This is a genomic window from Streptomyces platensis (genome assembly GCF_008704855.1).
Classification (GTDB): Bacteria; Actinomycetota; Actinomycetes; order Streptomycetales; family Streptomycetaceae; genus Streptomyces; species Streptomyces platensis.
The window spans coordinates 2,744,513-2,770,291 of the sequence record NZ_CP023691.1; the positions used below are offsets into that span (position 1 = coordinate 2,744,513).

A 25,779-nucleotide genomic window follows, 5' to 3' on the forward strand; every position below is an offset into this window, starting at 1 on the left:
ACCATGAGCCGCGCACCGCACGTCAACTTCCCCCCACATTCCGGGAGTTTCGATGAAAAAGGTCTACGCGCGTCGCGTTTCCGTCGCCGCGGGTTCGGCCGCGGCCCTGGTCTGCACGCTCGCGCTGAGCTGCCAGTCCGCCCAGGCGGCCCCGCCCAGCCCGCCGGACGCGGCGACCGCTCGGAAGTACCTCGCCGACATCAAGGAACAGGCCGAGGGCCCGCAGGACGGCTACAGCCGCGACAAGTTCCCGCACTGGATCGACCAGGGCAAGAACTGCAACACCCGCGAAGTGGTGCTCAAGCGCGACGGCACGGACGTACAGCAGGACAGCGGCTGCAAGGCGACCAGCGGCAAGTGGGTCTCCGCCTACGACGACAAGACCTGGACCGACCCCGCCGACCTCGACATCGACCATGTCGTCCCGCTGTCCGAGGCCTGGAAGTCGGGCGCCGCGCAGTGGACCACCGAGCGCCGCAAGGACCTGGCCAACGACCTCACCCACTCCCAGCTGATCGCGGTCACCGACAACCTCAACCAGGAGAAGGGCGACCAGGACCCGGCGAAGTGGCTGCCGCCCAAGACCTCGTACCACTGCGAGTACGCCCGGATGTGGGTGTCGGTGAAGCATGAGTACGACATGACCGCGGACTCCGCCGAGAAGGCCGCACTGAAGAAGATCCTCGACGGCTGCTGAGCCCGCTCCTCAGGGCTGCCGTCCCGCGCCCGTCGGCCGGAAAATGACCGGCTGGCGGGCGCGCCGCCCTCCCGGCCACCCGCCGCGCCCGCCGTGCTCCTATCCTCTGACCACGACGAGAGGGGCACCCGATGGCCGGACTGCGCTTGGGGCCGCTGCTGCGGTATGTCGACGCGGACAGCGCGACAGTATGGGTGGAGACCGACCGGCCGTGCGTGGTGCACGTGCACTGCGACGACGGGACGGCCGGCGCGGAGCACACCTGGCAGGTCGCCGGGCACCACTACGCGCTGGTCCCGGTGACCGGTCTGACACCCGGCAGCGAGACGCCCTACCGGGTGCTGCTGGAAGACCCGGGGGCACCGGCCGGCGGGAGCCGGGAGGAGGTCTGGCCGCTGCCCGGCAGCCGCTTCCCCGCGAGCACGATCCGTACCCTCCCCGCCTCCGCACAGGAGCCGCTGCACTTCGCCTTCGGCTCCTGCCGCTGGTCCGCGACGCCCTCGAACGCGGGGCACGACCCGGTCGGCCCGGACGCCCTGGACACCCTCGCCGCCACCCTGGCCGCCGGTTCCGGACGGCAGCGCCCCGACGTGCTGCTCCTGCTGGGCGACCAGGTCTACGCCGACCAGACCTCCGAGGCGACCGCGCAGGCGCTGGCCGGCCGCCGCGACCTCGCCGAGCCGCCCTGGAAGCAGGTCGCCGACTACGAGGAATACACCTACCTCTACTACGAGTCCTGGCTCGACCCGGAGGTCCGCTGGCTGCTGTCCACGGTCCCCAGCTGCATGATCTTCGACGACCACGATGTGATCGACGACTGGAACACCTCGGCGTCCTGGCTGGCCCGGATGCGCGCCACCCCGTGGTGGCGCGAGCGGATACTCGGCGGCCTGATGTCGTACTGGGTCCACCAGCATCTGGGCAATCTCTCGCCCGCTGAACTGGCCGCCGACGAGCTGTACGCGCAGGTCCGGGCGGTGCCGGACGCGACGGAGCTGGTGCGGGAGTTCGCGGCCGGGGCGGACCACGATCCGGCGAACGCGCGCTGGAGCTACCGGCGCGACTTCGGCCGGGTGCGCCTGGTCATGATCGACACCCGGGCCACCCGGGTCCTGGACGAGGGCCACCGCGCGATGCTCGACAAGACCGAGGGCGAATGGCTGCGGCAGGCGGTGCTGGACGGGCGCGGCGGCTACGACCATCTGCTGCTCGGCAGTTCGCTGCCCTGGCTGCTGCCGCATCTCATCCATGCCGGGGAGGGCTGGAACGCCGCGCTGTGCGCCGGTGAACGCGGCCCCCGCTGGGCCCGCCGCAGCGAGCTGCTGCGCCAGCGCGCCGACTTGGAGCACTGGGCGGCCTTCCCCGGCTCGTTCACCGCGCTCACCGAGCTGATCGCCGAGGCCGCCTCCGGTGCCGACGCCCCGGCGACGGTCTGTGTGCTGTCCGGGGACGTGCACCACGCCTATGTGGCGGAGCCGCACTGGCGCGGCGCCGGTCCGCACCCCATCAGCCGGGTGCTTCAGCTGACCTGCTCCCCCGTCCACAACAGCATCCCCGGCTCGCTCCAGGCCGGTTTCCGCTTCGGCTGGAGCCGGTCCGGCCGCTGGCTGGGCAAGCTGCTGGCCCGGCACGGGCGGCTGCCCCGCCCGGCGGTGAAGTGGCGGCGCACCGGCGGCCCCTGGTTCGGCAATCAGCTGATGACGCTGACACTGGCGGGCCGTGCGGCGCGGCTGGCCCTGGACCAGACCCGCCGGGAGAAGCGGGGCGGCGTCCGGCTCGTCACGGTCTGGCGCGCTGCGCTGACCGATACGCGTGGGGGCGGGCAAACCGCTGTCACGGGCGGCCCGGCGGGCACCGATCGGCCGAAGTCCGGATGAGGCGGGCGTTCCGGCGTCCGTGACACCCCGTCCGTCCGGCGGCCCGGGCGGGCGACCTGCGAATCCGCCACGTAATTTTGCCCACTCGACTCCTCCGCCGGCGGGCCGGGCAGTGATGATGGGGCGCACGTCTGCTCGTCGCCCGAACTTCCCGGGCGGCCGCGCCTCCGCGGCCCGGCCGTCCACCGCCCCAGGGAGAGCTCCTTTTGGCCGCCGACCACTTCGCCGACCACCGCCCCCGGCCCGCCCTCGCGCTCGTCGGCGCCGGTCCGCGCGGGACGAGCGTGCTGGAGCGGATCTGCGCCTCGGCCGCCGAACTGGCCCCGGGCTCCCGGCTGACCGTCCATGTCATCGATCCCGCCCCGCCCGGCGCCGGCCAGGTGTGGCGCACCGCCCAGCCGCCCGAGCTCCTGATGAACACCGTGGCCTCGCAGGTCACCCTGTTCACCGATGACAGCGTGGCGTGCGCCGGCCCGATACGGACCGGGCCGAGCCTGTACGAGTGGGAAGGGTGCGAGGTCGGCCCGGACGACTATCCGGGGCGCGCACTGTACGGGCGCTATCTGGAGTGGTTCTTCCGCCGCACGGTGCGCACCGCACCCGAGGGCGTGAGGGTGGTGACGCACCCGGCCCGCGCGGTGCGGCTGGCCGAGGCCCCCGACGGCTCGCAGTCCCTCACCCTCGACAACGGCCGGACGCTGCACGGTCTGGGGGCGGTGGTCCTCGCCCAGGGCCATCTGCCGGCCGTCGCCGACGCGGAGCAGCGGCGGCTGGCCGACTACGCCGCCGGGCACGGGCTGCACTATCTGCCGCCCGCCAATCCCGCCGATCTCTCCGCCGCCCTGGAGGCGCTGGCGCCGGGCCGCCCGGTACTGCTGCGCGGACTCGGCCTCAACTTCTTCGATCACATGGCGCTGCTGACGACGGCCCGGGGCGGCCGGTTCGTCCGCGGCACCGACGGGGCACTGACGTATCTGCCGTCCGGCCGCGAACCCCGGCTGTACGCCGGCTCCCGGCGCGGCGTTCCGTACCACGCGCGCGGTGACAACGCGAAGGGCGCGCACGGCCGTCATCTGCCGCTGCTGCTCACCGGGGACGTGATAGCGGCCTTCCGTAAGCGCGCGGACTCCGGTGAGCTGCCCGACTTCCTGGCGGAGGTCTGGCCCCTGGTGGCCAAGGAGGTGGAGACGGTCTACTACGAGGCGCTGCTGGCGCGGCGGGACGCGGGCGGGGTGCCGGACCCCCTCTTCCGGGAGCGTTTCCGGCGGTGCTTCCTGGGCAGCGCGCACCGCAGCCCCGAAGAGGCCGCCGCCCTGGACGCTTTCGGGATCGCGCCGGGCGAGCGCTGGGACTGGGAGCGGGTCTCCCGGCCGCACGCGGAGCGGTCGTTCGCCGGCCGCGCCGCCTTCCGGGAGTGGCTGCTGGACCATTTGCGGGCGGACATCGCCCACGCCCGCCAGGACAATGTGGCCGGCCCGGTCAAGGCGGCCCTGGATGTGCTGCGGGATCTGCGCAACGAGCTGCGGCAGATCGTCGACCACGGCGGGCTGGCCGGTGCGTCGCGCCGTGACCACCTGGACCGCTGGTACACCCCGTTGAACGCCTTTCTCTCCATCGGGCCGCCGCGGCGCCGGATCGAGGAGATGGCCGCGCTGATCGAGGCCGGGGTGCTGGAGGTGGTCGGGCCCCGGATGACGGTCCGGCCCGGCTCCGCGGACGGCCGCGCGCCCGGGTTCACGGCGCACTCGCCGGACGTGCCGGGCTCGACGGTCACGGCGACGGCTCTGATCGAGGCGCGGCTGCCGGAACCGGACGTCCGGTGTACCGCGGACCCGTTGCTGGCCCGGCTGCTGGCCGAGGGCGGCGGCCGGCCGCACACCGTGGACGGCTACGAGAGCGGCGGGCTCGATGTGTCGCCGAGCCCGTACCACCTCATCGGGGCCGACGGGCGGTGTCATCCGCGGCGGTTCGCGGTCGGGGTACCGACGGAGGGGGTGCACTGGGTGACGGCTGCCGGGGCGCGTCCCGGTGTGGGGTCGGTCACGTTGGCGGACACGGATGCGGTGGCGCGGGCGGCGCTGCGGGCGGCGGTCGGGGACGCGGACCCGGCGGCGGGGGGCGCCATGAGTGCGGGCGTGACCTCGGCTACCGGCGGGGCGTCGGCGGCAGGAGTGGTTTCGGGGCAGGTTCGGCGGCTTCCAGCCAAAGATCTCATATGGCCAGAGGTTGAACTTGCAAGTACAGATTAGGTGTCCCTAACCTGTGCCCTTCACGGTTACGCCGTCCCCAGAAACCGTAGGAGTCCCCACATGTCCACACCGCTCACCTCGTTCACCCAGAGATCCACGCCGCACGCGCTCGCGCTCTTCCGCATCGTGATCGGCCTGCTCTTCGCCTGCCACGGCGCGTCCTCGCTCTTCGGTGTCCTCGGCGGCGCCATGGGCCAGGGCGGCACCGTCCCCACCGGCAGCTGGCCGGGCTGGTACGCCGCCGTGATCCAGCTGGCCGGCGGCCTCCTGGTGATGTTCGGCCTGGGCACCCGCGCCGCCGCGTTCATCAGCTCCGGCTCGATGGCGTACGCGTACTTCTCCACGCACCAGGGTTCGGGGCTGTTCCCGATACAGAACGGCGGCGAGCCCTCCGCGCTGTACTGCTGGGCGTTCCTGCTGATCTTCTTCACCGGCCCCGGCGCCTGGGCCCTCGACCGGGTCTTCTTCGGCGACCGCGGAACGGAGGCGGCCCCGACCGCTCAGCGGGAGCCCTCCACCGTCTGACGCCCCACGCTTCGGCGGGCCCCGGCCCGCCCTCACGGCCCGTACGGCAGCCCTGCCGTACGGGCCGTGCGCGTTCGGAGCCGGCGCACGGTCCACGGGCGGGACACGCCGGGCGCCACTCGACGCGGGCCATTCCGCCCCATATGGGGCATGCCACATGTCTCGGGTATCGCGTACACAATGCCGCTTCCCACGCATCCCACCCCCACCCTTTCGGCCACCGCGGCCAGGCGTACGCTGTATGGCTGTAGAGCCGCCCCTGCCGCACCGAGCGACGTCGCGGCGGGGTTCGGACCGGGAGAAGGACGTTGCTGGAAAGCCTGGGGTCCCTCAGCGGCACCCCTTGGGTGTATGTGATCGTCAGCGTCTCGATCGTTCTCGACGTCTTCGTCCCGATCCTGCCCAGCGGGGTCCTGGTGATCGCCGCGGCCACTACGGCGGCCGGGACCGGCACGGCGGCGGACGCGGTCGGCGACGCCGGCGTCACCGCCACCGTCCACAGCGGCGCCCACCTGGCCGAAATGCTGTCCCTGATGCTGTGTGCGGCCACCGCCTCCGTGCTCGGCGACATGGTCGCCTACCGGCTCGCCCGGCGCGGCGGCGACCGCTTCGACCGTGCCATCGGCCGCTCCCGCCGGCTGGCCACGGCCCAGGAACGCCTCGGTACGGCGCTGACGCGGGGCGGTGGCGGCATCGTCGTGCTGGCCCGCTTCGCCCCCGCCGGACGCTCCGTGGTCAGTCTGGGCGCCGGTGTCGCGCACCGTACGGTCCGTGAGTTCCTCCCCTGGTCCGCGCTGGCCGGCTTCGCCTGGGCGGCCTACAGCGTGAGCCTCGGCTACTTCGGCGGGCAGTGGCTCGGCACCTCCTGGATGAGTACGGCCCTCTCCGTCGTCGCCCTCTTCGCCGCCGGATCGGCCGCCGCCTTCCTGATGCGCCGGCCGGAGCGCCGCACCGCGCACTGACGGGGCGGAAATCCCTTGGCCGTGCGCCGGCACCCGGTGCGACGATGACCGGCATGAGCGGCATCCACGCATCCCACGGCTCGCACGGGGCCGGTGACCGCGGCGCCGGAGACCCTGCCGGGGGCCCCGCCACCTGGCACCCCCGCCCCGAGACCGCCGCGGACACCGCGGCCGTCCGCCGGATCCATCTCGCCGCCTTCGAGACGGCCGGGGAGGCCGATCTGGTCGACGCGCTGCGCCGCGATCCGTCGGCCTGGCTGCCGGTCCTGTCCTATGTGGCCGACGCGCCGGACGGCACCCCGGCCGCCCATGCCCTGCTGACCCGCTGTCATGTCGACGAGGTGCCCGCCGTGGCGCTCGCGCCGTGTGCGGTGCTGCCCGAGTACCAGCAGCGCGGTGCGGGCGATGCGGTGATCCGCGCGCTCCTGGAGGCGGCGCGGGCCGCCGGGGAGCGGACCGCGATCGTGCTCGGCCACCCGCCGTATTACCCGCGCTTCGGGTTCTCCCCGGCCGCCCCCCGGTTCGGCATTCTGCCGCCGCAGCCCTGGCCGGACGAGGCCTTCATGGCGCTGTCCCTGGACGGCTCCACACCCCCGCGCGGCACGGTGCGCTACGCCCGGGCCTTCGGGGTCGACTGACGTCGCACCCGGTGCCGCCCGCCCCAGGCCCGGTGTGCGGCCGAGCGCGATCCCGATACGGAGTAAAGTCAACGGTCCCACCACCCCGCCCACCGTCTCCTGCGAGCGCAGCACCGCTCCCCCGGCGCCGGACCGGCGCCGCTCCGAGGGCGGCACCCCTGGGAGGGCTCCCACCACACACACGAGGCACTCTTCGGTGAACCACCCGCCGGTCGTCGAATGGACCGAGGCCGACCAGCCCCGCTCCGCCCGTTGGCGCTCCGAGAACGGCGCCCCGCCACCGCGCCGCATCGTCCTCGCGGACGACCGGACCAAGGCCGACGACGCCTACCGGCTCGCCTGTGAGGGCACCGCGCTGTTGTGGCGCGGCGACTTCCACAACGCCCGCCAGCTGCTGACGGCGATGGCCCGCCGGATCGACCGGCGCCCCCGTAAGACGCCACCCGCCGATGTCACCCAGGCGTTCCATCTGCACCGTGCCGCGCAGAATCACCGTGCCCGCATCCTGGGCATGCTGCTGGTCCCGCTCGACGCGACCTTCGCCGTCCCGCTGCACCGCGCCCCGGATGTCCGCGAGGCCTGCACCCGCGCGTACGGCCCCGTCGAGCCCGCCGGCGCGGAGGCGTCCGGCACCACGGAGGGCGCGGACCCGACCACCACCCTCGTCTCGCTGCGCGAGCTCCTCGCCCTGATCGGCGCCAACGAATGGCGCAAGAAGGGCGTCGAGATCCCGGCACTCGGCGGCGACCGCATCCATCCGCACTACGGCGTCTTCTCCCCGGCCCGCGGCGAATACGTCGACCTGGTGGCCGAGGCACCGCTGCCCACCGAGGAGCTGGCGTTCGACATCGGCACCGGTACCGGCGTGCTGGCGTCGGTGCTCGCCCGGCGCGGAGTGCGCCGGATCGTGGCCACCGACCAGGATCCGCGGGCGCTGGCCTGCGCCCGCGAGAACACCGAACGCCTGGGTGTCGCCGGGCAGGTGGAGGTCACCGAGGCCGATCTGTTCCCGGCCGGCCGTGCCCCCCTGGTCGTCTGCAACCCCCCATGGGTGCCCGCGAAACCGACCTCCCCCGTGGAGTACGCGGTCTACGACCCGGGCAACCGCATGCTGCACGGCTTCCTGAACGGCCTCGCGGACCATCTGACACCGGACGGTGAGGGCTGGCTGATCCTCTCCGACCTGGCGGAGCACCTCGGCCTGCGTCCGCACGCCGAACTCCTCGACGCCTTCACCAAGGCCGGCCTCACGGTCCTGGGCCGGCTCGACGTCACCCCGCGCCATCCGCGCGCCCGGGACACCTCCGACCCGCTCCACGTGGCCCGCGCCGCCGAGATCACGTCCCTGTGGCGCCTGGGCCTCGCGGACCGGACCGCCTCCGCCCCCTGACCTGCGGCCGTACGGTCAGGCCCGCAGTCCCGCACAGGCATTGCGCACATAACGGCGCCAGTCCCCCGCGTCGTGACGGATCACCGCCGCCAGCCCGCACACGATCATCACCACATCACCGACCTCGGCATCCGCGCGCACCGTGCCCTCCTCCTTGGCACGGGCGAGCAACTCGGCCGCGACCGTCTCGGCCCGGTCCCGCCCCTCGCCGGTCGGTTCGGTGGACCCGAAGGCCGCCTCGATCGAGGCGGACAGCCCGCGTTCGGCACTGAGCACCTCCCCGATGTGCGCCAGATACGCGGCCAGCCCGTCGGCGGCCGCCGCGCTCGGCAGACAGCGGCTGCGCCCGAACTCCACGATCTCCGCCTGGCGTTGCTCGCCCACGGCGGCGATCAGCGCCGCCCGGCTGGGGAAGTGCCGGTAGACGGTCCCGATCCCCACCCCCGCGGCCCGGGCGACCTCGGGCATCTGCGCCTCGTCGCCCCGCGCGCGGAACACCTCCCGCGCGGCGTCCAGGACACGGGTGCGGTTGCGCTCGGCGTCGGCACGCGGTCTGCGCGCGGGCGTGGAGGAGGTCGAAGAGGGTGCCACACGGCCGATGCTACTGCTAGGGTCGCGAAACGGAATCGGATTCCGATTCCTTATCTTGTCCCACCGGCCGCCCAGGTGGTCGGGACCGTCCGGCGGACAGCCGACGGCCGACGGCCCCGGAGAGGACCCGCGATCACCATGCCCAAGGAACGCTTTCTCGTACTTCAGCCGGGCGAACGGCGGCCGGGGCGCGTCCCCCTGCCGCCCGGATGCGACGTCAAGGCCCGCACCGCCGACACGGAGGGCCGGCTCGCCATCCTGGAGAACCAACTCGACGTCGACATCCCCCCGCACGCCCACCACCACGCCGATGAGTTCGTCTACGTCCTCGACGGCGCGATGGAGGTCGACTTCGACGGCACCACCCATCGCCTCACCCCCGGCATGTGCGCCCTGCTGCCGCACGGCATACCGCACGCCCTGCGCAATGCCTCCCAGCCGCCCGCCCGGTGTCTGCAGATCTCGGCGCCGGGCGGCTGGGAGGAGTTCGTGGAGGACATCTGCGAAGCCGGCCCGGCCGTAAGGAAGGGCGGCCACCCCGACCTCGACCGCCTCAACGAGATCGGCGCCAAGTACGGGATGGAGTACCACGGCTGAGAAACGGGGCAGCGGGTGCGAGCCGTAGGAGCGGAGCGCGGCGGCGAGCGAGGGAGAGCGCCGTCGCCGACGCGGCCGACCCGGCGCCGGGCCGCCGAACGGGAGCGTCTCCGGCCGCTGCACCGCCGATCGGGCACGATGGACGCACCATGGATCCCCGGCACCTCTTCTCCCGCGCCCGTCAGCTGGCCGAGTCCGCGACTCCCGCCCGGCGGCGACTGCTCGGCATCACCGGCCCGCCCGGTGCCGGCAAGTCCACCCTCGCCGCCCATGTGGTGGCGGAGCTGGCCGGGCAGGCGGCACTCGTCCCGATGGACGGCTTCCATCTCGCCGAGGCGGAGCTGCGCCGCCTGGGCCGTACGGACCGCAAGGGCGCGCCGGACACCTTCGATCCGGCCGGTTACGCGGCGCTGCTGGCGCGTCTGCGCGCACCGGAGCCGGACAGCGCCGTCTACGCCCCGGCGTTCGACCGCCGCATCGAGGAACCGGTCGCCGGCAGCATCCCGGTGGCACCGCACATCCCGCTCATCGTGACCGAGGGCAATTACCTCCTCCTCGACTCCGCCCCCTGGTCGCGGGTCCGGGCACTGCTCGACGAGGTCTGGTACGTGGACCTGGACACCCCGGAGCGGGTCCGGCGGCTGATCGACCGCCATGAGCACTTCGGGCGCCCGCGCGCCGACGCCGAGCGGTTCGTCCACGCCTCGGACGAGGCCAACGCCCGGGTGGTGGCGGCCACGCGCGACCGCGCCGACCTCGTCATCACCTTCACACCTGAAGAGGCCCCGCCGCCGGCAGGGTCATAACCTCCCGCCGCCCGCCGGCGAGCAGCCCGGCCACCGACAGCGCACCCCACCCCACGGACACCGCCACCGCCGCCAGCTTCCGGTCGCGGCCGGGCAGCGTCACACCGAGCAGAACGGCGTCCCCGAAGTCGGCCGCGATCCGCACATACGCGGCGGTGCGCAGCGCCGGGCCCTCCGGGGCCATTGCCAGCGCCAGCCCGCTCACCGCATCCCGCCACGCCAGCGGACGCAGCGAGGTGCGCGTCGCCCGCTCGGTCCGTCCCTCCGCATCGACCAGCCCCGAGGGCCGTGCCAGCAGAGCGGGCACCGCGGTCACCGCCGCCCCGTAGACCGCCGTGGCGACCCCGACCGCACGCAACAGACCGACCTTCATCCGCCATCCACCTTTCCTCGCCCACCGACCACACGAGCCTCATCCCACCCATCCACCCCCTCAACTCCATTCCGCGGCAGGCCCCTTCCCAAACGACATCAACGATGTCACCATGACATCAGAAGTGTCATTGAGGGGGATGTCGGTGAAGCGGGCGACACGGACGCCGATGGGGACGTCAAGGGAGATGCCGAAGGACATGAGGGGGCTGCGGTGAGGGATACCGAAGGGGAGGGCGCCGGGGGGCCGGCGACCACCGAAGATCTGCTGTACGACGTCATCCGACGCCTGTGGCCCCTGCACCGCACGGTCGTCCGCGCGGTGGAGCGCGAGCTCGCCGACACGGGCATGACCGCCGGCGAACACGCACTGCTGGACGCCCTGCGCACCGAAGGGCCGCGCACCGTCCCGCAGTTGGCGCGTTCGATGGGGCTCGACCGCCAGCCGGTGCAGCGCTGGGTGAACCACGCCGCGGAGCTGGGCCTGGTCGTCACGGCCCCGAACCCCGCCCACCGCCGCTCGCCCCTGATCCGGCTCACGGGCGACGGCACGGCGGCGATACGCGGGGTCCAGCAGTTCGAGGCGACGGAGCTGCGGCAGCGGCTTGCCGACCTGCCCGCCGAGGACGTCCGCACCGCGCTGCACGTACTCGACCGACTCGGCGAGGAATTCCGGCACCTGGCGAACGGCTCGCGCGTTCAACGGGAGGAAACCGACAGTCAGGGCAGTCGGGACAGTCGTGGCAGTGAAGGCAGTAACGGCAGCAACCGTCGTCACGGCAGCGCTGAAGGCCACGACGACAGACCCGCCCCGCCCCCTCTCATGCACAAAGGACGGTCAGGAGAATGACGCGGAGAATCACCGCCTGGTCCGAGATCGACAACGGCATCGTGCCGATCGACGAGGGCGAGCTGTTCTACGAGACGGCCGGCTCGGGCCCCGCGGTGGTGCTGCTGCACGGCGGCATGCTCGACCAGCACATGTGGGACGAGCAGTTCACCTGGCTGGTCAACTCCGGCCTGCGCGCGATCCGTTACGACGCCCGCGGCCATGGCCTGTCCTCCACCGTGACCGGCGACTTCGCCCACCACGACGACCTGTGTGCCCTGCTCGACGCACTCGATGTCCCCAGCGCCGTCCTCGTCGGTCTTTCCCACGGTGCACGGGTCGCGCTGGACGCCGCCCTCGCCCACCCCGGCCGGGTGACGGCCCTCGCGCTCGCCTCCCCGGGAATCAGCGGCCGGGCCTTCACCGACCCCTTCGTCCTGGCGCACATCAAGGAGCAGGTGGCCGCGATCGGCGCACCGGACGGCGCGGAGCGGTATGTCGAACACTTCCTGCGGATATGGGTGGACGGGCCGCATCGTGAGCCGTCCGCGGTGCACCCGGGATTCCGCGAACGGATGCGCGCCTCGGCCGAGGCCAATGTGGAGGTCCATGCCGACGGCATGGGCGCCGGTATGCCCCTCGAAGTCGGCGCCGCCGACCGCCTCGGGGAGATCCGGGTGCCGACGGTCGTGTTCGACGGCGACCTCGACAGCCGGGACATCTCCACCAATGCCCATGCGATAGCCCTGACCGTCCCGGGCGCCCGAAGGGTCCGAATACCGGGTGCGGCCCATATGGTCAACCTGGAGAACACCCCGCTCTTCGACCACGAACTGCACGCGTTCCTCTCGTCGCTGGACTACTGACCCACTGCGACCGGCCCCCTGTGCCCGGCCCCGCCTGTGACCGGTCCACCGCGGGCCGCGCCCGCGCAGATGGCGGAAAACCCCCACACACCTCGCGCCACGGGGGTGGCGGCTAGAGTGGCCGGGCCGTGGTGTTCGGGAAGCCGGTGACGGACCTTGTGGTCCCAGCCCGGAGCGGCCCTCGCCACTGTGATCGGGGAGTTTCCACCCCTTCCGCGGGCGCCTGGCGCGCCCGCGGCGCCACTGACCGCAGCCCGCGGCCGGGAAGGCGGGGGCGGACGCGGGCACCCGTAAGCCAGGAGACCGGCCACGGCATCTCACGAACTGATCCACGAGGTGCTGGAGCGTGACCGCCCGGATGGCCCTGTCCACCGATACCCCGAACTCCCCTGCCCCCGCCACGTTCCGCTGGCGCCGGCAGGACACCGTCCGTACCGCGGGTCTGATGGCCGTCATAGCCGGGCTGCATGTCGTGGCCTTCGGCGTGCTCTTCCTGCTCGTGGTACCGAACCACTACGCCGTCGGAAGCCAGGTCTTCGGCGTCGGGCTCGGCGTCACCGCGTACACCCTCGGTATGCGGCATGCCTTCGACGCCGACCACATCGCCGCGATCGACAACACCACCCGCAAGCTGATGGCCGACGGCAAGCGGCCGGTGTCGGTCGGCTTCTGGTTCGCCCTCGGCCACTCCAGCGTGGTCGTGGCGATGGCGGCCCTGGTGGCCGGTGGCGCCCAGCTCGCCGGCACACTGCTCAACGACGAGTCCCGTACGCACCAGATCCTGGGCACCGTCGGCACCACGGTCTCGGGCACCTTCCTCTACCTCATCGCCGCCCTCAACCTCATCGCGCTGGCCGGGATCTGGCGGGTCTTCCGAGGGATGCGCGACGGCCACTACGACGAGGCCGAGCTGGAGCAGCGTCTCGACGCGCGCGGCTTCATGAACCGCTTCCTGGGACGGTTCACCCGCTCCATCTCCCGTCCCGGCCAGATGTTCCCGCTCGGCTTCCTCTTCGGGCTCGGCTTCGACACCGCGACCGAGGTGACCCTGATGGTGATGGCGGGCAGCGGTGCCGCGGCGGGTCTGCCCTGGTACGCGATCCTGTGTCTGCCGCTGCTGTTCGCCGCCGGAATGAGCCTGTTCGACACCCTGGACGGCACCTTCATGAACTTCGCCTACCAGTGGGCATTCGCCAACCCGGTGCGCAAGGTCTACTACAACCTCACCATCACCGGTCTGTCGATCGCCGTCGCCTTCTTCATCGGCACCATCGAGCTGGTCACCGTGCTGCACGACAAGCTCGGCCTCAACGACGCGCTGACCGGCTGGATTTCCGGCCTCGACCTCGACAATGTCGGCTTCATCATCGTCGGCCTGTTCGTGGTGGTGTGGGCCGCGGCGCTGGCGTACTGGCGACTGGCCGGCGTCGAAAAGCGCTGGGCGGAGCGCGCCGGACGAGCCGAGCCGCCGGAGCAGGCCGCGCCGGGAACGTGAGGAACGGCGGCCCGGCGCCTGCTCGCGCGCCGCGCCTCAGGTCGCCGAGCCCGCCGCGGCGCCCGTCTCCCGGTCCGGCCCCCACTGCTCCAGCGCCGCCGCCAGATCGAGCGGCAGCAACCGGTCCGGCTGGTCCGGGCCCGGCCAGTCCTCCCGCGGGACCCGCCACATCACCTCGAACTCGTTGCCGTCCGGGTCCTTGGCGTACAGCGACTTGGCGACGAGGTGATCGGTCGATCCCACCAGGGCGCCGCGCTCGACGAGCCGGGTGCGGGCCGCGACGAGTTCGCGGAGCGTGCCGACCTCCCAGGCCAGGTGATACAGCCCGACCCGCCCGGCCTCGGGCCCCGGCGCATCAGGCGCCACCGCGAAGAGCCCCAGATCGTGATCGTTGAGCGAGCCGGGAGCGCTGAGGAACGCCGCCCGCCCCGGTATCTCGACATCCACCGTCAGCCCGAGGGCCTCGGTGTAGAACGCCACTGACCGTGTCACATCGCGGACGTTGAGCACCGCGTGGTTCAGACGTCGTACGGACATGGAACCTGTTCTCCGATCTCCCGGCCGCGACACCGCCGTGGCGCCGCCGCCCTCCCCTACTTCTGCTCTACCTCGCTCACCCCGCCGCTGCCCAGGGCCTGCCGGCCGGTATCCGGTCGGCAGACGTCCCGTCCATGGCGCACCTCCGGCGCACACGAGGCAAGGCGGCCGTCTCCGGAGGTTCGCCCCGGCATCACTTCCGTACCAGCAGCACCCCGCCCGCCAGCACCACACCCAGCACCAGCGCGATCACGCCGCGGACCGTCCGATGGGAGCGCAGAACCGGCAGCAGACGGTCGACGGCGTAGCGACCGGGCCCGGTCAGTGCCAGGGCCGCCGCACCGGCGGTCAGCAGCAGCTCGTACTCCACGCCCTTGGGCGCGAAGAAGCCACCGCCCCACTTCACCGCAAGGGCGTTGATCATCGTGCCGACGACCGCGGCCGCGGCCAGCGGCGTGAGCAGCCCGACCGCCAGCCCGAGCCCGCCGAGCGTCTCGCTCAGCCCGGCGACGACGGCCATCATCCGGCCCGCCGGATAGCCGCTCATCGTGAAGAACTGCCCGGTCCCGTCCAGCCCCGGCCCGCCGAACCAGCCGAACAGCTTCTGGGCACCGTGGGCCGCCATGGTCAGTCCGAGCGCGAGGCGCAGCAGAAGGAGCCCGGTGTCGTAGCCGGCCGGAGAGGGGGCGTGGCGGGTGGGGATGTCGAGGCGGGAGGACGCGAGAGTGCCGAGGGGGGACGTCATCAGGAGCCGCTCTTTCGCAGGTCGGGACCGGCCCCGCGAGGCCGCGAACAATTACTTGAAACTTCAAGTCACTACTCCCGACGATACACAGCACCCCCACGACGAACAACAGCGCCTGCGACGGGCCGGCGGTCCCCGCCTCCTGCCCGCCGCACGCCCTCCCACTCAGGGCGCGAGGGGCGGATCCGGTGCGGCTGCCGCCGACGGCCCGAGGAAGGCCGCGATCGCCGGACCGAAGTGCGACCGCGCCACCGCCGGCCGCGGATTGACGGCGGTGGCCGTCCGCTGCGGCCCCAGCACGGCGCCGACCGCCAGCTTGGCGGCGCGGATCGCCGCCGGCGGCTGCTCGGCGATGGCAGCGGTGAGCCGGCCGGTGCGGTCGGTGAGTTGCGCCGCGGGCACCTGGTGATCGGCCAGTCCGAGCGCCACCGCCGTGCGGGCGTCGACCAGCCGGCCGGTGTAGAGCAACTCCCGTGCCACGGACGGTCCGGCCACGGCGACCATGCGGGCGGCGAAGGCGGGGCTGGCGAGGATGCCGAGCCGGGCGATCGGCATCCCGATCCGGGCGGAATCCGCCATCAGCCGCAGGTCACAGGCGAGGGCGAGCTGACACCCCGCTCCGGCGGCGACCCCGTGGATCTCAGCGATCACCGGAACGGGACAGTCCTCGATCGCGGAGAACGCCTCTTCCATGTGCGCGAAGGACTCCTCGACGTAGCCGGGTTCCGCGTCCACCCAGTCGGTCAGGTCGGAGCCGGCGCAGAACGTGTCCCCGTGCCCGCGGATCACCAGCACCCGCAACGACCGGCAGGCGCCGAGTTCCCCGACCTGCCGGGCCAGCCGCGCCCAGGCCGCGCCGGGGAGGGCGTTGCGCCGGCTGCCGTCACCGATCCGGATCTCGGCGACCGCCCCGGACCGGAACGTCGCGATGCTGATGTCGGGAGCGGGTACGGCGGTCACTTCGCGGCCTTTCGCGCGCACAGGTCGGACCACTTCCGCGGGCCGACCCCCATCGCGGTCAGCACCTGCGCGGTGTGCTCCCCGTGCCGGGGCGGCGGGGTGCGCACGGCCGCCGGGTGGTCGGACAGCTTGATGGGCGAGGCGAGGGTGCGCAGGGTGCCGGCGTCGGGGTGGTCGAGTTCGGTGACCATGCCGCGCGCGACGACCTGAGGGTGCCGCAGTGCCTCGTCGACGGTGTTGATCGGCCCGACCGGTATCTGCGCCTCGGTCAGCAGCGCGTCCCATTCCTTGGCGCCACGGGCACCCAGCGCGCGCTCGATGAGCGGGAGCAGCTCCGCACGATGGCGGACCCGGTCCGAGTTGGTCGCGAAGCGTGGGTCGTCGACGAGTGCGGCGAGCCCGATCGCGGTGGCGAGGCGGCGCCACTGCCCGTCGTTTCCGACGGCGACCATCAGGTGACCGTCGGCGGTGGGAAATGCCTGGTAGGGCACGATCGTGGGATGGGCCGAACCGTAGCGCTGCGGAATGCTGCCGGAGGCGAAGTACCCACCGGCGACGTAGCTCAGCCAGGCCACCTGGCCGTCCAGCAGCGACACATCGACCCAGTCGCCGGTGCCGGTGTGCTCACGGTTGCGCAGGGCGGCGAGGACGCCGATGGCGGCCCACATCCCGGCGGCCAGGTCGGCCGGCGACACCCCGAAACGCACGGGCGGCCCGGTGGGTTCGCCGGTCACGCTCATGACGCCGCTGACCGCCTGCGCGATCGCGTCGTAGCCGGGCTCGTTCCGGTACGGGCCGGTCTGCCCGTACCCGCTGACCGAGGCGTACACCACCGCGGGATTGCGTTCGCGGACCTCCTGGTAGCCCAGGCCGAGGCGGGCCGCCGTACCGGGCCGGAAGTTCTCCACGACGACATCGGCGGTGGTCGCCAACTCCTGTATCAGGCGCAGGCAGTCAGGGTCCTTGAGGTCGACGGCGATACCGCGCTTGTTGCGGTTGACGCTGTGGAAGTACGCCGCGTCCTCGCCCTGGAAGGGCGGCCCCCAGGCGCGGGTGTCATCCCCGGAGACGGGGTCCTCGACCTTGATCACATCAGCGCCCAGATCGGCCAGCACCATGGTGCAGAACGGCCCGGACAGGATGCGGGACAGATCGAGGACCTTCAGACCGGTGAGGGCTCCGTCGTGGACGAGCCAGGGCTTGGGCTGTGGTGTGGTGCGCATGTGCGGTGTCACGCCTCTGTTCCAGTGGGTTTCGCCGGGCGGCCGGACATTCAGGAACCCAGTTCGAGCAGGAGCTCCATGCAGATCGCGGTGGCATCGAGGAAGTAGTCGACGCGGAGGTTCTCGTTGGGCGCGTGGTTGGCCTGGTCGGCGTTGGCCAGCGGCAGGCCGATGCTGGGCACCCCGAGGATCCCGGTGAAGATCCAGTCGGGAAGCGTGCCGCCGTAGGCGGGGACCAGCAGCGGGTCCCGCCCGGTCACCCGGGAGATCGCCCGCGCCACCCTGGGCGTATGGGGGTTGTCGATCGGGGTCCGGGACGCCGGTACGCCACCGACCATGGTGACCGTCACCTCGGGGGCATGGACCCGCAGATGTGCGGCCACCCGCTCGAAAACCGTCTGCGGGTCCTGACCCGGCGTCAGCCGGATATCGACTCCCGCCTCCGCGGTGTCGGGGATGATGGTCCGGTCCACATCCCCCGTGGTGATCCCGTTGATCGTGAGCGTGGGGCGGTCGGCCAGCCGCTCATAGAAGGACAGCCCGTTGAACGCGGGGTCCATCTCGGTGAGTCCGATGCCCCCGAGGACTTCCTGCAGGTCGAGCGGGAGGGCGGCGAACGCGGCGCGATCGGCGTCGGACAGCGGTTCCCGGCCGTCGTCGAAACCCTCGACGAGGACCCGGCCGCTGGGGTCCTTGAGACTCGCCAGCGCCTGGACCAGCCGCCATGCCGGGTTGGGTGCGACATTGCCGAAATTCCCGGAATGCAGCGGGTGGCTCGGACCGCTGGCGCCGATCCGGAGACGGATCATGCCGCGGACCCCGTGCGAGACACACCATTCACCGGACTCATGCACCGAACGGTCGCTCCAGACCACGAGATCGCAGTCGAACAGCTCCTGGTGCGCGCGCAGGGTGTCCGCCAGTGTGGGGCTGCCGATCTCCTCCTCGCCATCGAGGAGCACGGTGACCGTGCAGGGGAGCGCGCCGATGTGCTCGTCGAAGAGGCGCAGCGCCTGGAGGTGCGCATAGTGCTGCCCCTTGTTGTCCCCGGTGCCGCGGCCCCAGATCCGCCCGTCCCGCAGGACGGGGGTGAAGGGATCGGAGTCCCACCTCTCGCGTGGCCCGGCCGGCTGGACGTCGTAGTGGCCGTAGAGCAGGACGTGCGGCGCGCCCTCCGGGCCCGCGCGGTGGCCGACCACCAGTGGCCGGCCCTTACCGACGAGCACCGACGGGGTCAGGCCGGCCCGCTTGACCTCTTCGACGGCGACATCGGTCGCGGCGGGGAACCCCTCGCCGGTCGCGCTCACACTGGGATGGCTGACGTACGCCATCAGTCCGGCGATGAGTTCGTCCTGGCACCCCTGCACGAGTTCGCGCGGTGTGGCGGGGAGTTGGGCGCGGATCGTGGAAGCGTCCGTCATCGTTGACCTCGTTCTTTCTGGGCACTGTGGGGCGGGGGCCGGTCGGGCGGGGGGCCGGTCGGGCGGGGGGGCCGGGCGGGGGTGCGCAGGGCGGCGCGGAGGGCGTCCGGGTGGGTCAGCGCAAGGCGAGGAAGCGGCGGGCGGCCAGCAGGGAGGCGATGCTCAGGGCGCCGGCCGCCATGATGTAGAAGCTGGGCGAGAGGTGGCTGCCGGTGGCAGCGATCATCCAGGTGATGACCACGGGCGCGAAGCCGCCGAAGGACATGACGCCGATGTTGTAACTGAGGGACAGGCCGGTGCCGCGGGTCGCGGTCGGGAATGCCTCGGACATCAAGGCGGGCAGCGCACCGAAGTAGCAGGCCTTCAAGACACCCAGGATGAACATCACCACGCCCATGACCAGCAGCGACGGACTGCCCGACAGCAGCAGGAACAGTGGGTAGATGCTGAGGATCAGGGCGGTCCCGGCGATGAGCATCACCTTGGTGCGGCCGATCCGGTCCGAGAGATGGCCGACCAGGGGCGTGAGGGTCGTCAGTACCACGCCGGACACCGCCGCCCCGATGAAGCCGGCGGAGGACGGCAGTCCGAGGACCTCGTGTGCGTAGGTCGGCATGTAGACGATCACGTAGGTCACCGCGGTGGACATCGCCAGTGCGCCGGTCATGAGGAGCACCGGCAGTTTCTGGTTCCGGAGCACTTGGCGGACCGGGGCCACCGCGACATCTCCCGCCGACGCGGCGTCGGTGAATTCGGTGGTCTCCGGTACATGACGGCGGATCAGGTATCCCACCGGTCCGATCAACAGGCCGACGATGAACGGAATGCGCCAGCCCCAGGAATCCAACTGTGCTCCGGAAAGGCTCAGGCTGAGTACGGTTCCGAAGGTCGCGGCCAGCAGTGTCGCCGCGCCCTGCGAGGCGAACTGCCAGCTCGCCATGAATCCCCGTCGGCCGGGGGCCTGTTCGGCCAGGAATGCGGTCGCGCTGCCGAACTCCCCACCCGCTGAAAATCCTTGCAGCAGACGGGCCAGCAGAATCAGTACCGGTGCGGCCATTCCGATGGATTCATAGGTGGGCATCACGGCGATCAGCAATGTGCCGACCAGCATGAGCTGAATGGTGAGCAGCAGCGCGGCCTTCCGCCCGACGCGGTCCGCATACGTTCCCAGGACCAGTGCGCCCAAGGGCCGGACCAGATACGAGACCCCGAATGTGCCGAAGGCGAGCATCAGGGACACCGTCGGATCACCGGCCGGGAAGAATGCCTTGGAGATCGAGGCCGCGAAGAATCCGTACGACGTCAGGTCGTACCACTCCAGCATGTTCCCGGCGGTGGCCGCGAGCACGGCACGCCGTGTGCGGCTCTTGCTGACAGGCTTCTCGGCATCCATCTGATCTGTCTCTCTCAGGGTCGTCACGAGTGTCACTCCCTCGAATCGAGCAGGCGAATTGCCGCGAAGGGCGGCACCGCCGATGGGCGAGTCCGAAGCGAAAAAACGGATCCGGCAACTCGTTGAGCGATGACGCTAGAGCCACCCGCTCGTTCGCACAATCGCAACTTCTAGAACACCTGATTGCCCTAACGGCAACGCAGAGCGGAACTCCCTCACACCGCGGGAAGGTCCGCCCATCGCGTGATCCCTCCGGGGGCGACACGGGTGCCGTGCCGGGCGGCCAGGGCGGAGACGATGCCGTTCCCCCGGCCGCGTTCCGCCGGGGTCCGGCCGTCGGCAGGCCGGGGCACGGACCCGGCGGGACCCGCGTCGGTGACCTCGATACGCAGCGCACGGGGCCCCTCGGCCTCCGTCCGCGACAGCTGGAGCACGGCCGGCGGGAGAGCATGGGTGACCGCGTTGGTGACCAGTTCCGAGATCACCAGGACCGCGTCCTCGATGGTGGCGGGAGGCAGATTCCAGCCGGTCAGCACGGCCTGCGCCCGTCGGCGCACCAGGCCGACGGCCTCCGGGACATGCGGCAGCGGACAGCGGAATTCGGGGTCCCGCCGCGACATCGCATACGTGCCGGAGCATTCAGTGGGAATTGTCGCATTCATCGTTTTCCCCTGCCGCAACTGCCTGCGGGGAGGATGCACACCCGAGCGGTTAAGGGGACCTTGGGCGACCGCTGACTGATCGACGAGTGAGCCGTACGAGAGACGCTTTTCGTCTTACGGTCCGCCCGACCGGGTGAGCCCGCAGGGCATAGGACGAAGGTAGCCACCGGCGCCGTATTCGCACAATCGCAATTTATAGAACAAATCGTTGCCCAGAAGGCAATGCCCTCATATGCTGGCGGCATGCTGAACAGTCCGGCTCTTGAGTACTTCCTCGAAGTGGTCCGCACCGGCTCGGTCAATGAGGCATCCAGGCGACTGCTGGTCGCCGGATCGGCCATCAGCCGGCAGATCGGAAAACTGGAGCAGGAAATCGGGGTGCCGCTCTTCGAGCGCCGCCCGCGCGGAATGGTACCGAGTGAGGCCGGCGCCCTCTTGGCCGCTTATGCGCGCCGCGCCGCACTGGAAACCGATCAGGTGCTCGCGGACATCCGCGGCCGCGGCCGGCTGGGGACCGTTGTCCGGGTGGCCACTTCACACGGCATCGCGCAGGAATTCCTCCCGCTCGCCATGGCCTCCTTCCGCAAGGACCACCCGGGCACCACCTTCCAGCTCCCCGTGGTGACCCCTTCGCAGGCCACTCAAATGGTTCAGGACGGCACGGCCGACCTCGCCATGACGTTCAGCCTCGCACCCATTCCGGACGTCCGCGTGATTCACGCCCAGCGCGCCCCGATCCAGGCTCTGGTCCGCTCCGACCACCCCCTCGCCGACCGCAGCGAAATCCATCTGCACGACCTCCTCCCCTATCCGGTCGTACTCATGGAGGAAGGCGCCACGAGCCGACGCCTTTTCGACCTCTGCTGCGCGATCGAGGGAATCAGCTTCGAACCCCTGCTGGTCAGTTCCAGCTCCAGCGCCCTGTCGGCCTTCGTGAAAGAGGCCAACGCCGTGTCCATGACCGGCCACATCAGCATCCATGAACGTCTGCGCGTCGAGGGCCTGAAGGCCATCGCCATCCTCAATCCGGAAATGCACCTCCGTACCATCCAGATCCAGGCCATGGTCGGCCGCCAACTCACCGCGGTGGTACGGGAATTCGCCGACCACCTCATCCGCCGGCTCGGAGAGACGGAGGTATAGCACCGACACCCGGGGCGTTGCCGCCGCCCTGACCGGTCGGCTCGGCAGGCGCTTCCCAGCTCGTCATCAACGACTCAAATATTGGCTGGTGGCCGGCCCGCGGCAAAGCACCATTGCTCTTCCGCGCAGCGGCGGCGGCACACAAGTGGCCCTCTACTCCCGCTCGTTACCACTCACGCTCCGGACGCAATGTGCCAGAGCGGAGCCTGATACCGCTCCGGGCGACTGCCGAGCAGAAGTGCCCGCAGCTCCAGGCGTTGAGTACCCCTGAGCCCCAAGACTTCGGTGAGCCGGCGAAATGTCGTGTGCGTGATACCACGCCCCCGCGCATCGGCCTCGAAATCATCGAGCCGTCGGAGTACCGCTTCCGGATCGATCTCTGGAGGCGCCGGCCCGCCGAGCCGCCCGGCCTGGTGCCGTTCGTCATCGATTTCGGAGAAGCCACAGATCTCCCGGCTGTACTGCTCGACCTGGTGCAAATTCTCCGTGGCGAGGATGGCCCCGGCGAGCTGATTCCGACGGAGCGCTTCATCAAGGTCGGCCTCGTACACAAAGGGCCCCACATCGGTCAGCGGCACCGGCGCGCCTTCGCCGCTCACCTCGCACCGGCCGCGAGCACCCCGCGCGGCAGCGGCCAGCATGGCCGCGGCCTCAGAGGGATGCCACTCAAGGACCGAGCTGACGGGCGCCACATGCTCCGCGGTGAGAGACAGAACAACGGGACCCAGACGGTCGCGCAGCGCCTCGGCAGGAAGCTCGCCATCGAGGCCGGGACCGGCGACCAGAAGCCGTACCGGGAAGTTGAGTTCACAGCACGCCGCGAGGGTGAGGGCATCGGCGAGTGGACTGCGGAGCGTGGCCTCGTCGCCCCGGGCAAGGATGTCACCGCCCACGTCCAGGAGGTCGACGGAGTCCGGCTCCAAGTACTGCACGAGCTCTTCGAGTTGCCGAACCATGCCCTCCGCGCCGTGATGCGGATCGATCAGCGCGAAGGTCTGCGGGAGCTCAGCGGCCAGCCGGGGAAGCGTCGACCCCGCGGGAGCAATCGCCGCGGCACCGGCAGGGACGGTCCGAACGCTTCGGGTGAGCGGCCGAAGCCCCCTGAAGTTGGCCGGCCCTCTCGGCCCCGGCACCGGATCGACCACGAGCCGGTCCCACGCGTAGGAGAACACCACCATCGGCGTCTCGCCCCCGTAGAGAGCCGCATCCAGCATCACAGCGGCGACCGCATCGCCGCCACCTCCTGCCGCCACGATCACACGCGTCACATCGCCAGCGTACGGGCTGCGGCACGGGCGGGCCGGGCGGCGACACAACGGCCCGGCGACCCGGTGTTGCGCGCGGGCAGGGCGCCCTGCGGGGCCGCGCCGAGAAAACGATCAAGGCCCAGGAATCCGAATTCATCTCGGACGACCTGGGCCTTTGTCGTTTCACACAAGGAGTGGGCACAACAGGATTCGAACCTGTGACATCTGCTTTGTAAGTTCGCTCCTAGTGCCGTCTCGCGTGAGTGCCGCTCGACTGCCGAAGCCACGCACAGCCGCTCAACGCTGCCGCAGTCCGCCAAGGTTGATGTCAATTGGTGATGTCGGTGCGCGAAGAGTTGAGGATGGGGAAACGTTCCAAAGACTCGTCGGGACGATCCGCCCAGCCCCACCAGAGGTGCCACTCCTGGCATCACCACCGCGGCATACCCGCACATGCCCCTCACTTCGAACGACCCCGGGTGGTCAGAGATTCGTGCCAGCCAGCCAAGGCACACCATGCGAGTTGCACACCCAGGATGTCCGAGAGACCTTGGGTATGGGGGTGCTCTTCCTTTGTAGACGGAATGACCGTCAACTCTCGCCCCCATCCGTGAGCCCCCAGAGCGGGAATTCCTTGTCGACCGCCACGGACAGCACGCTTTCTGCGACCTCTAGTACGAATCCCATGGTCAAGCGGTCGAGCTGCCTGACGACAGCATGTTGAGAGTAAGAAGCTGCGAATTTTGCTCTTCCTGAACTGTTCTCTTCCCTCTGAATCGAGGCGGCTATGCTGTTTTTCGCAAGGAAGATCAAGCCCTGTCTTATCATGACGGCCTTTGTGCTGTCGACAGGCCTGTTCGCGACAGCGCCCAGCACTTCATTGGGCGCTGCCTCCACCTCGACTTCACCTCCTTCGGTCGACTCCAAAGCCGGGCGGCTCAACGTGAGCGTGGCAGAAAGTGATGCAGGCGCCCTGCACCCACTCTCCGTGCAGAACTTCAGCGATTACTGCAAGGATCAGGGATACAGTCAGGGGATCACGACCGTTGGCGAAGATGCCTACTCGCTGCGCTGCAAGAACGACGACGGCAGTCTGCAGGAGTTCGCCAACGACGAAGAAATCCACAACTTCGTCGAGTACGTGTGTCAGGCGACTTACCCGAATCGTAATGCAATTGACCGGCTGGCGACCATGGCGAAAACTTACAGCGCCTGGGAGTGCATGGACAGCGTTTCCTATGCGGGAGTGCCAGACCTGAAAGGCTGGTGCGAGTCCAAGGGCCTCAGTCTCTTCGCTTCGGAAAATGCGAAGTATTCTGCCTACCGCTGGTTCTGCGTGAACTCCGACCGATCGCGCGTGGAAGGTATTCCTATGGACCAGGTCTGCAAGTGGCAATACGGCCCCGACACTCTTGACCGAGTAGCCAACGTCAACGCCCGAGAAATAGACGACGCTTGGGATTGCAGGTACGTGAGATAACCGCACGCGCCCGGGCGGGGGAGGCTGCACGGCTCCCGGGCGAGCGCCGATGGTGTGGACTCAGCATCGGTCCCGAACTCGCCGCCCGGTCACGGGGCGGGGTGACCTGACGAAGGAGCGGCAAAACTGCGGCAGCATTTTGCCCTGTCAGCAACAGGTGTTGTGGCCGATAACCTCGAAAACTGTCGTGGCGGCAACGTCACCGTGAGTTCAAATCCCACAGCCTCCGCAGCTCAGCACGGCGAAGGGCCCCTGACCAGGAAGATCGGTCAGGGGCCTTCACCTTGCTCGCGCACCGCGATCGACCGGCGTTCCCCGTGATTCCCCGGTGGATCGGGCACGGAAGGGGCACGGTGGCTTCTGATCCGTAGCTCTATGTGGGATCGGTCGCTGATGGTCAAACTAGGCGGCCTAAGACTCGTGAGAGCCGTCTAAGTCCGTAGCCGGCTGTCCAGGTTGCGGTATGCGGCTGCTGTACTGCATGCACCTCAACGCAGAGCATTGATCAGGGCGCCGACCCCAGCGAGCAGGGTTCCGAGTCCGGTCAAGATCGGCAACCACGTCGAGCCGCCGCCTTGCCGTCCTCCGCTAGGCTCTGACTCGGTAGGAGTGTCAGACATGCCATCCCTTCCTTACGTGCCTCGTATGGGGTGCGTTCCGGCCCCGTCCTGGTCTGGTGAGACAAGGAGGACGGGGCCCTTTTATGGCCACGGAACGTATCAGTGGCCAGCTATTGAGCGGGGCACTGGAATCCGAATTCGGCTTCCCTCGCGATGAGCGAGTGGCGCCGTCGCGATTTTTCGTCGCACTCAGTTACCACGCTTCTGACCTGGCCGTTGTCGAGTCTTGGCATATGCCCGCTCGTGCACTGGGGTACCGCCGCCGTGCACAGGGACCTCGACGCGGTGCACTCGGACCCCCGTGAGGGGGAGCTCCCCTCTCGACGAGGCGGGCACAAAGTGAACTTAAGGGACTCCGCTGATCTTGCGTTTGGCTCAATCTCTACGGGTCCGTGCAGGCTCACCTCCGCCCCTCTGGCCAAAGAACGACGCGTCATCATCTTGCCGCGGTCAC

General features: G+C 70.5%; 23 protein-coding genes, 1 pseudogene and 1 riboswitch. Of the genes and pseudogenes, 14 read left to right on the top strand and 10 right to left on the bottom strand.

The genetic code is table 11. The annotated features are described in order from the left end of the window. Positions 1-52 precede the first annotated feature (52 nt). The 7 genes from CP981_RS11965 to CP981_RS11995 all read left to right on the top strand — a co-directional run bounded on the left by CP981_RS11965 (position 53) and on the right by CP981_RS11995 (position 8,338). Positions 53-697: an HNH endonuclease family protein gene (locus CP981_RS11965; protein WP_085928508.1), complete on the top strand. Its 645-nt coding sequence runs from the start codon at positions 53-55 to the stop codon at positions 695-697. Positions 698-828: 131 nt separating this feature from the next. After that, on the top strand, positions 829-2,574 hold the full coding sequence (locus CP981_RS11970; RefSeq protein ID WP_085928507.1) for an alkaline phosphatase D family protein: 1,746 nt from the start codon (positions 829-831) through the stop codon (positions 2,572-2,574). 206 nt (positions 2,575-2,780) lie between these two features. After that, the gene (locus CP981_RS11975) at positions 2,781-4,823 is read left to right on the top strand and encodes an FAD/NAD(P)-binding protein (protein WP_107429614.1); all 2,043 of its coding nucleotides are present in this window, start codon (positions 2,781-2,783) and stop codon (positions 4,821-4,823) included. Between the two features lie 60 nt (positions 4,824-4,883). After that, complete coding sequence (locus CP981_RS11980; RefSeq protein WP_085928506.1) at positions 4,884-5,348, top strand: DoxX family protein; 465 nt, start codon at positions 4,884-4,886, stop codon at positions 5,346-5,348. A 308-nt stretch (positions 5,349-5,656) separates the two neighbouring features. After that, positions 5,657-6,310, top strand: coding sequence for a DedA family protein (locus tag CP981_RS11985; protein ID WP_167536086.1), 654 nt, complete (start codon positions 5,657-5,659; stop codon positions 6,308-6,310). A 53-nt stretch (positions 6,311-6,363) separates the two neighbouring features. Further along, on the top strand, positions 6,364-6,948 hold the full coding sequence (locus CP981_RS11990) for a GNAT family N-acetyltransferase (protein ID WP_085928513.1): 585 nt from the start codon (positions 6,364-6,366) through the stop codon (positions 6,946-6,948). Between the two features lie 196 nt (positions 6,949-7,144). Further along, positions 7,145-8,338 carry a methyltransferase gene (locus CP981_RS11995; RefSeq protein WP_085928504.1) on the top strand — a complete coding sequence of 398 codons (1,194 nt, stop codon included), beginning with the start codon at positions 7,145-7,147 and terminating at the stop codon, positions 8,336-8,338. Positions 8,339-8,353: 15 nt separating this feature from the next. Here the strand turns inward: CP981_RS11995 and CP981_RS12000 are convergent, their stop codons facing one another. Further along, positions 8,354-8,929 carry a TetR/AcrR family transcriptional regulator gene (locus CP981_RS12000; RefSeq protein ID WP_085928503.1) on the bottom strand — a complete coding sequence of 192 codons (576 nt, stop codon included), beginning with the start codon at positions 8,927-8,929 and terminating at the stop codon, positions 8,354-8,356. A gap of 138 nt (positions 8,930-9,067) precedes the next feature. Here CP981_RS12000 and CP981_RS12005 point away from each other — a divergent pair, with 138 nt between their 5' ends. Both CP981_RS12005 and CP981_RS12010 read left to right on the top strand, forming a co-directional pair. Continuing rightward, positions 9,068-9,526 carry a cupin domain-containing protein gene (locus CP981_RS12005; protein WP_085928502.1) on the top strand — a complete coding sequence of 153 codons (459 nt, stop codon included), beginning with the start codon at positions 9,068-9,070 and terminating at the stop codon, positions 9,524-9,526. A gap of 149 nt (positions 9,527-9,675) precedes the next feature. Continuing rightward, positions 9,676-10,332: a nucleoside/nucleotide kinase family protein gene (locus tag CP981_RS12010; protein ID WP_085928501.1), complete on the top strand. Its 657-nt coding sequence runs from the start codon at positions 9,676-9,678 to the stop codon at positions 10,330-10,332. Here the strand turns inward: CP981_RS12010 and CP981_RS12015 are convergent. Further along, on the bottom strand, positions 10,295-10,705 hold the full coding sequence (locus CP981_RS12015) for a hypothetical protein (RefSeq protein ID WP_085928500.1): 411 nt from the start codon (positions 10,703-10,705) through the stop codon (positions 10,295-10,297). The genes CP981_RS12010 and CP981_RS12015 overlap by 38 nt on opposite strands. 213 nt (positions 10,706-10,918) lie before the next feature. On the opposite strand from CP981_RS12015, the gene CP981_RS12020 reads away from it, so the two are divergent. The 3 genes and pseudogenes from CP981_RS12020 (at position 10,919) to nicT (ending at position 13,894) form a co-directional block, all read left to right on the top strand. Next, positions 10,919-11,554, top strand: a complete 636-nt coding sequence (locus CP981_RS12020; protein WP_085928499.1) for a MarR family winged helix-turn-helix transcriptional regulator — start codon at positions 10,919-10,921, stop codon at positions 11,552-11,554. Further along, on the top strand, positions 11,551-12,399 hold the full coding sequence (locus CP981_RS12025; RefSeq protein ID WP_085928498.1) for an alpha/beta fold hydrolase: 849 nt from the start codon (positions 11,551-11,553) through the stop codon (positions 12,397-12,399). Before CP981_RS12020 ends, CP981_RS12025 begins: the two co-directional genes overlap by 4 nt. A 112-nt stretch (positions 12,400-12,511) precedes the next feature. Next, positions 12,512-12,725, top strand: a riboswitch (cobalamin riboswitch). Between the two features lie 10 nt (positions 12,726-12,735). After that, a pseudogene (gene nicT / locus CP981_RS12030) lies at positions 12,736-13,894 on the top strand (Nickel transporter NicT). Between the two features lie 36 nt (positions 13,895-13,930). Here nicT and CP981_RS12035 read toward each other — a convergent pair. The 7 genes from CP981_RS12035 to CP981_RS12065 form a co-directional block, all read right to left on the bottom strand. Further along, positions 13,931-14,431, bottom strand: coding sequence for a VOC family protein (locus CP981_RS12035; protein WP_085928497.1), 501 nt, complete (start codon positions 14,429-14,431; stop codon positions 13,931-13,933). Between the two features lie 193 nt (positions 14,432-14,624). Beyond that, positions 14,625-15,176 carry a DoxX family protein gene (locus tag CP981_RS12040; RefSeq protein WP_085928496.1) on the bottom strand — a complete coding sequence of 184 codons (552 nt, stop codon included), beginning with the start codon at positions 15,174-15,176 and terminating at the stop codon, positions 14,625-14,627. A gap of 165 nt (positions 15,177-15,341) precedes the next feature. After that, the gene (locus tag CP981_RS12045; RefSeq protein ID WP_085928495.1) at positions 15,342-16,136 is read right to left on the bottom strand and encodes an enoyl-CoA hydratase/isomerase family protein; all 795 of its coding nucleotides are present in this window, start codon (positions 16,134-16,136) and stop codon (positions 15,342-15,344) included. Next, positions 16,133-17,359, bottom strand: a complete 1,227-nt coding sequence (locus tag CP981_RS12050) for a CaiB/BaiF CoA transferase family protein (RefSeq protein WP_085928494.1) — start codon at positions 17,357-17,359, stop codon at positions 16,133-16,135. Before CP981_RS12050 ends, CP981_RS12045 begins: the two co-directional genes overlap by 4 nt. A 50-nt stretch (positions 17,360-17,409) precedes the next feature. Beyond that, positions 17,410-18,780, bottom strand: coding sequence for a M20/M25/M40 family metallo-hydrolase (locus CP981_RS12055; RefSeq protein ID WP_085928493.1), 1,371 nt, complete (start codon positions 18,778-18,780; stop codon positions 17,410-17,412). A gap of 115 nt (positions 18,781-18,895) precedes the next feature. Next, positions 18,896-20,200 carry an MFS transporter gene (locus tag CP981_RS12060; protein ID WP_244329631.1) on the bottom strand — a complete coding sequence of 435 codons (1,305 nt, stop codon included), beginning with the start codon at positions 20,198-20,200 and terminating at the stop codon, positions 18,896-18,898. 188 nt (positions 20,201-20,388) lie between these two features. Next, on the bottom strand, positions 20,389-20,835 hold the full coding sequence (locus CP981_RS12065; protein ID WP_341873674.1) for an ATP-binding protein: 447 nt from the start codon (positions 20,833-20,835) through the stop codon (positions 20,389-20,391). Positions 20,836-21,078: 243 nt separating this feature from the next. Between CP981_RS12065 and CP981_RS12070 the strand changes: the two genes are divergently transcribed. After that, positions 21,079-21,978 carry a LysR family transcriptional regulator gene (locus tag CP981_RS12070; RefSeq protein ID WP_085926216.1) on the top strand — a complete coding sequence of 300 codons (900 nt, stop codon included), beginning with the start codon at positions 21,079-21,081 and terminating at the stop codon, positions 21,976-21,978. Between the two features lie 173 nt (positions 21,979-22,151). Here CP981_RS12070 and CP981_RS12075 read toward each other — a convergent pair whose 3' ends face one another. After that, entirely contained in the window at positions 22,152-23,246 is a 1,095-nt protein-coding gene (locus CP981_RS12075) for a DUF1152 domain-containing protein (RefSeq protein WP_280116705.1), read from the bottom strand. Between the two features lie 766 nt (positions 23,247-24,012). Here CP981_RS12075 and CP981_RS12080 point away from each other — a divergent pair. Further along, positions 24,013-24,705, top strand: a complete 693-nt coding sequence (locus CP981_RS12080) for a hypothetical protein (protein WP_143658954.1) — start codon at positions 24,013-24,015, stop codon at positions 24,703-24,705. The last annotated feature ends 1,074 nt before the right edge of the window (positions 24,706-25,779 follow it).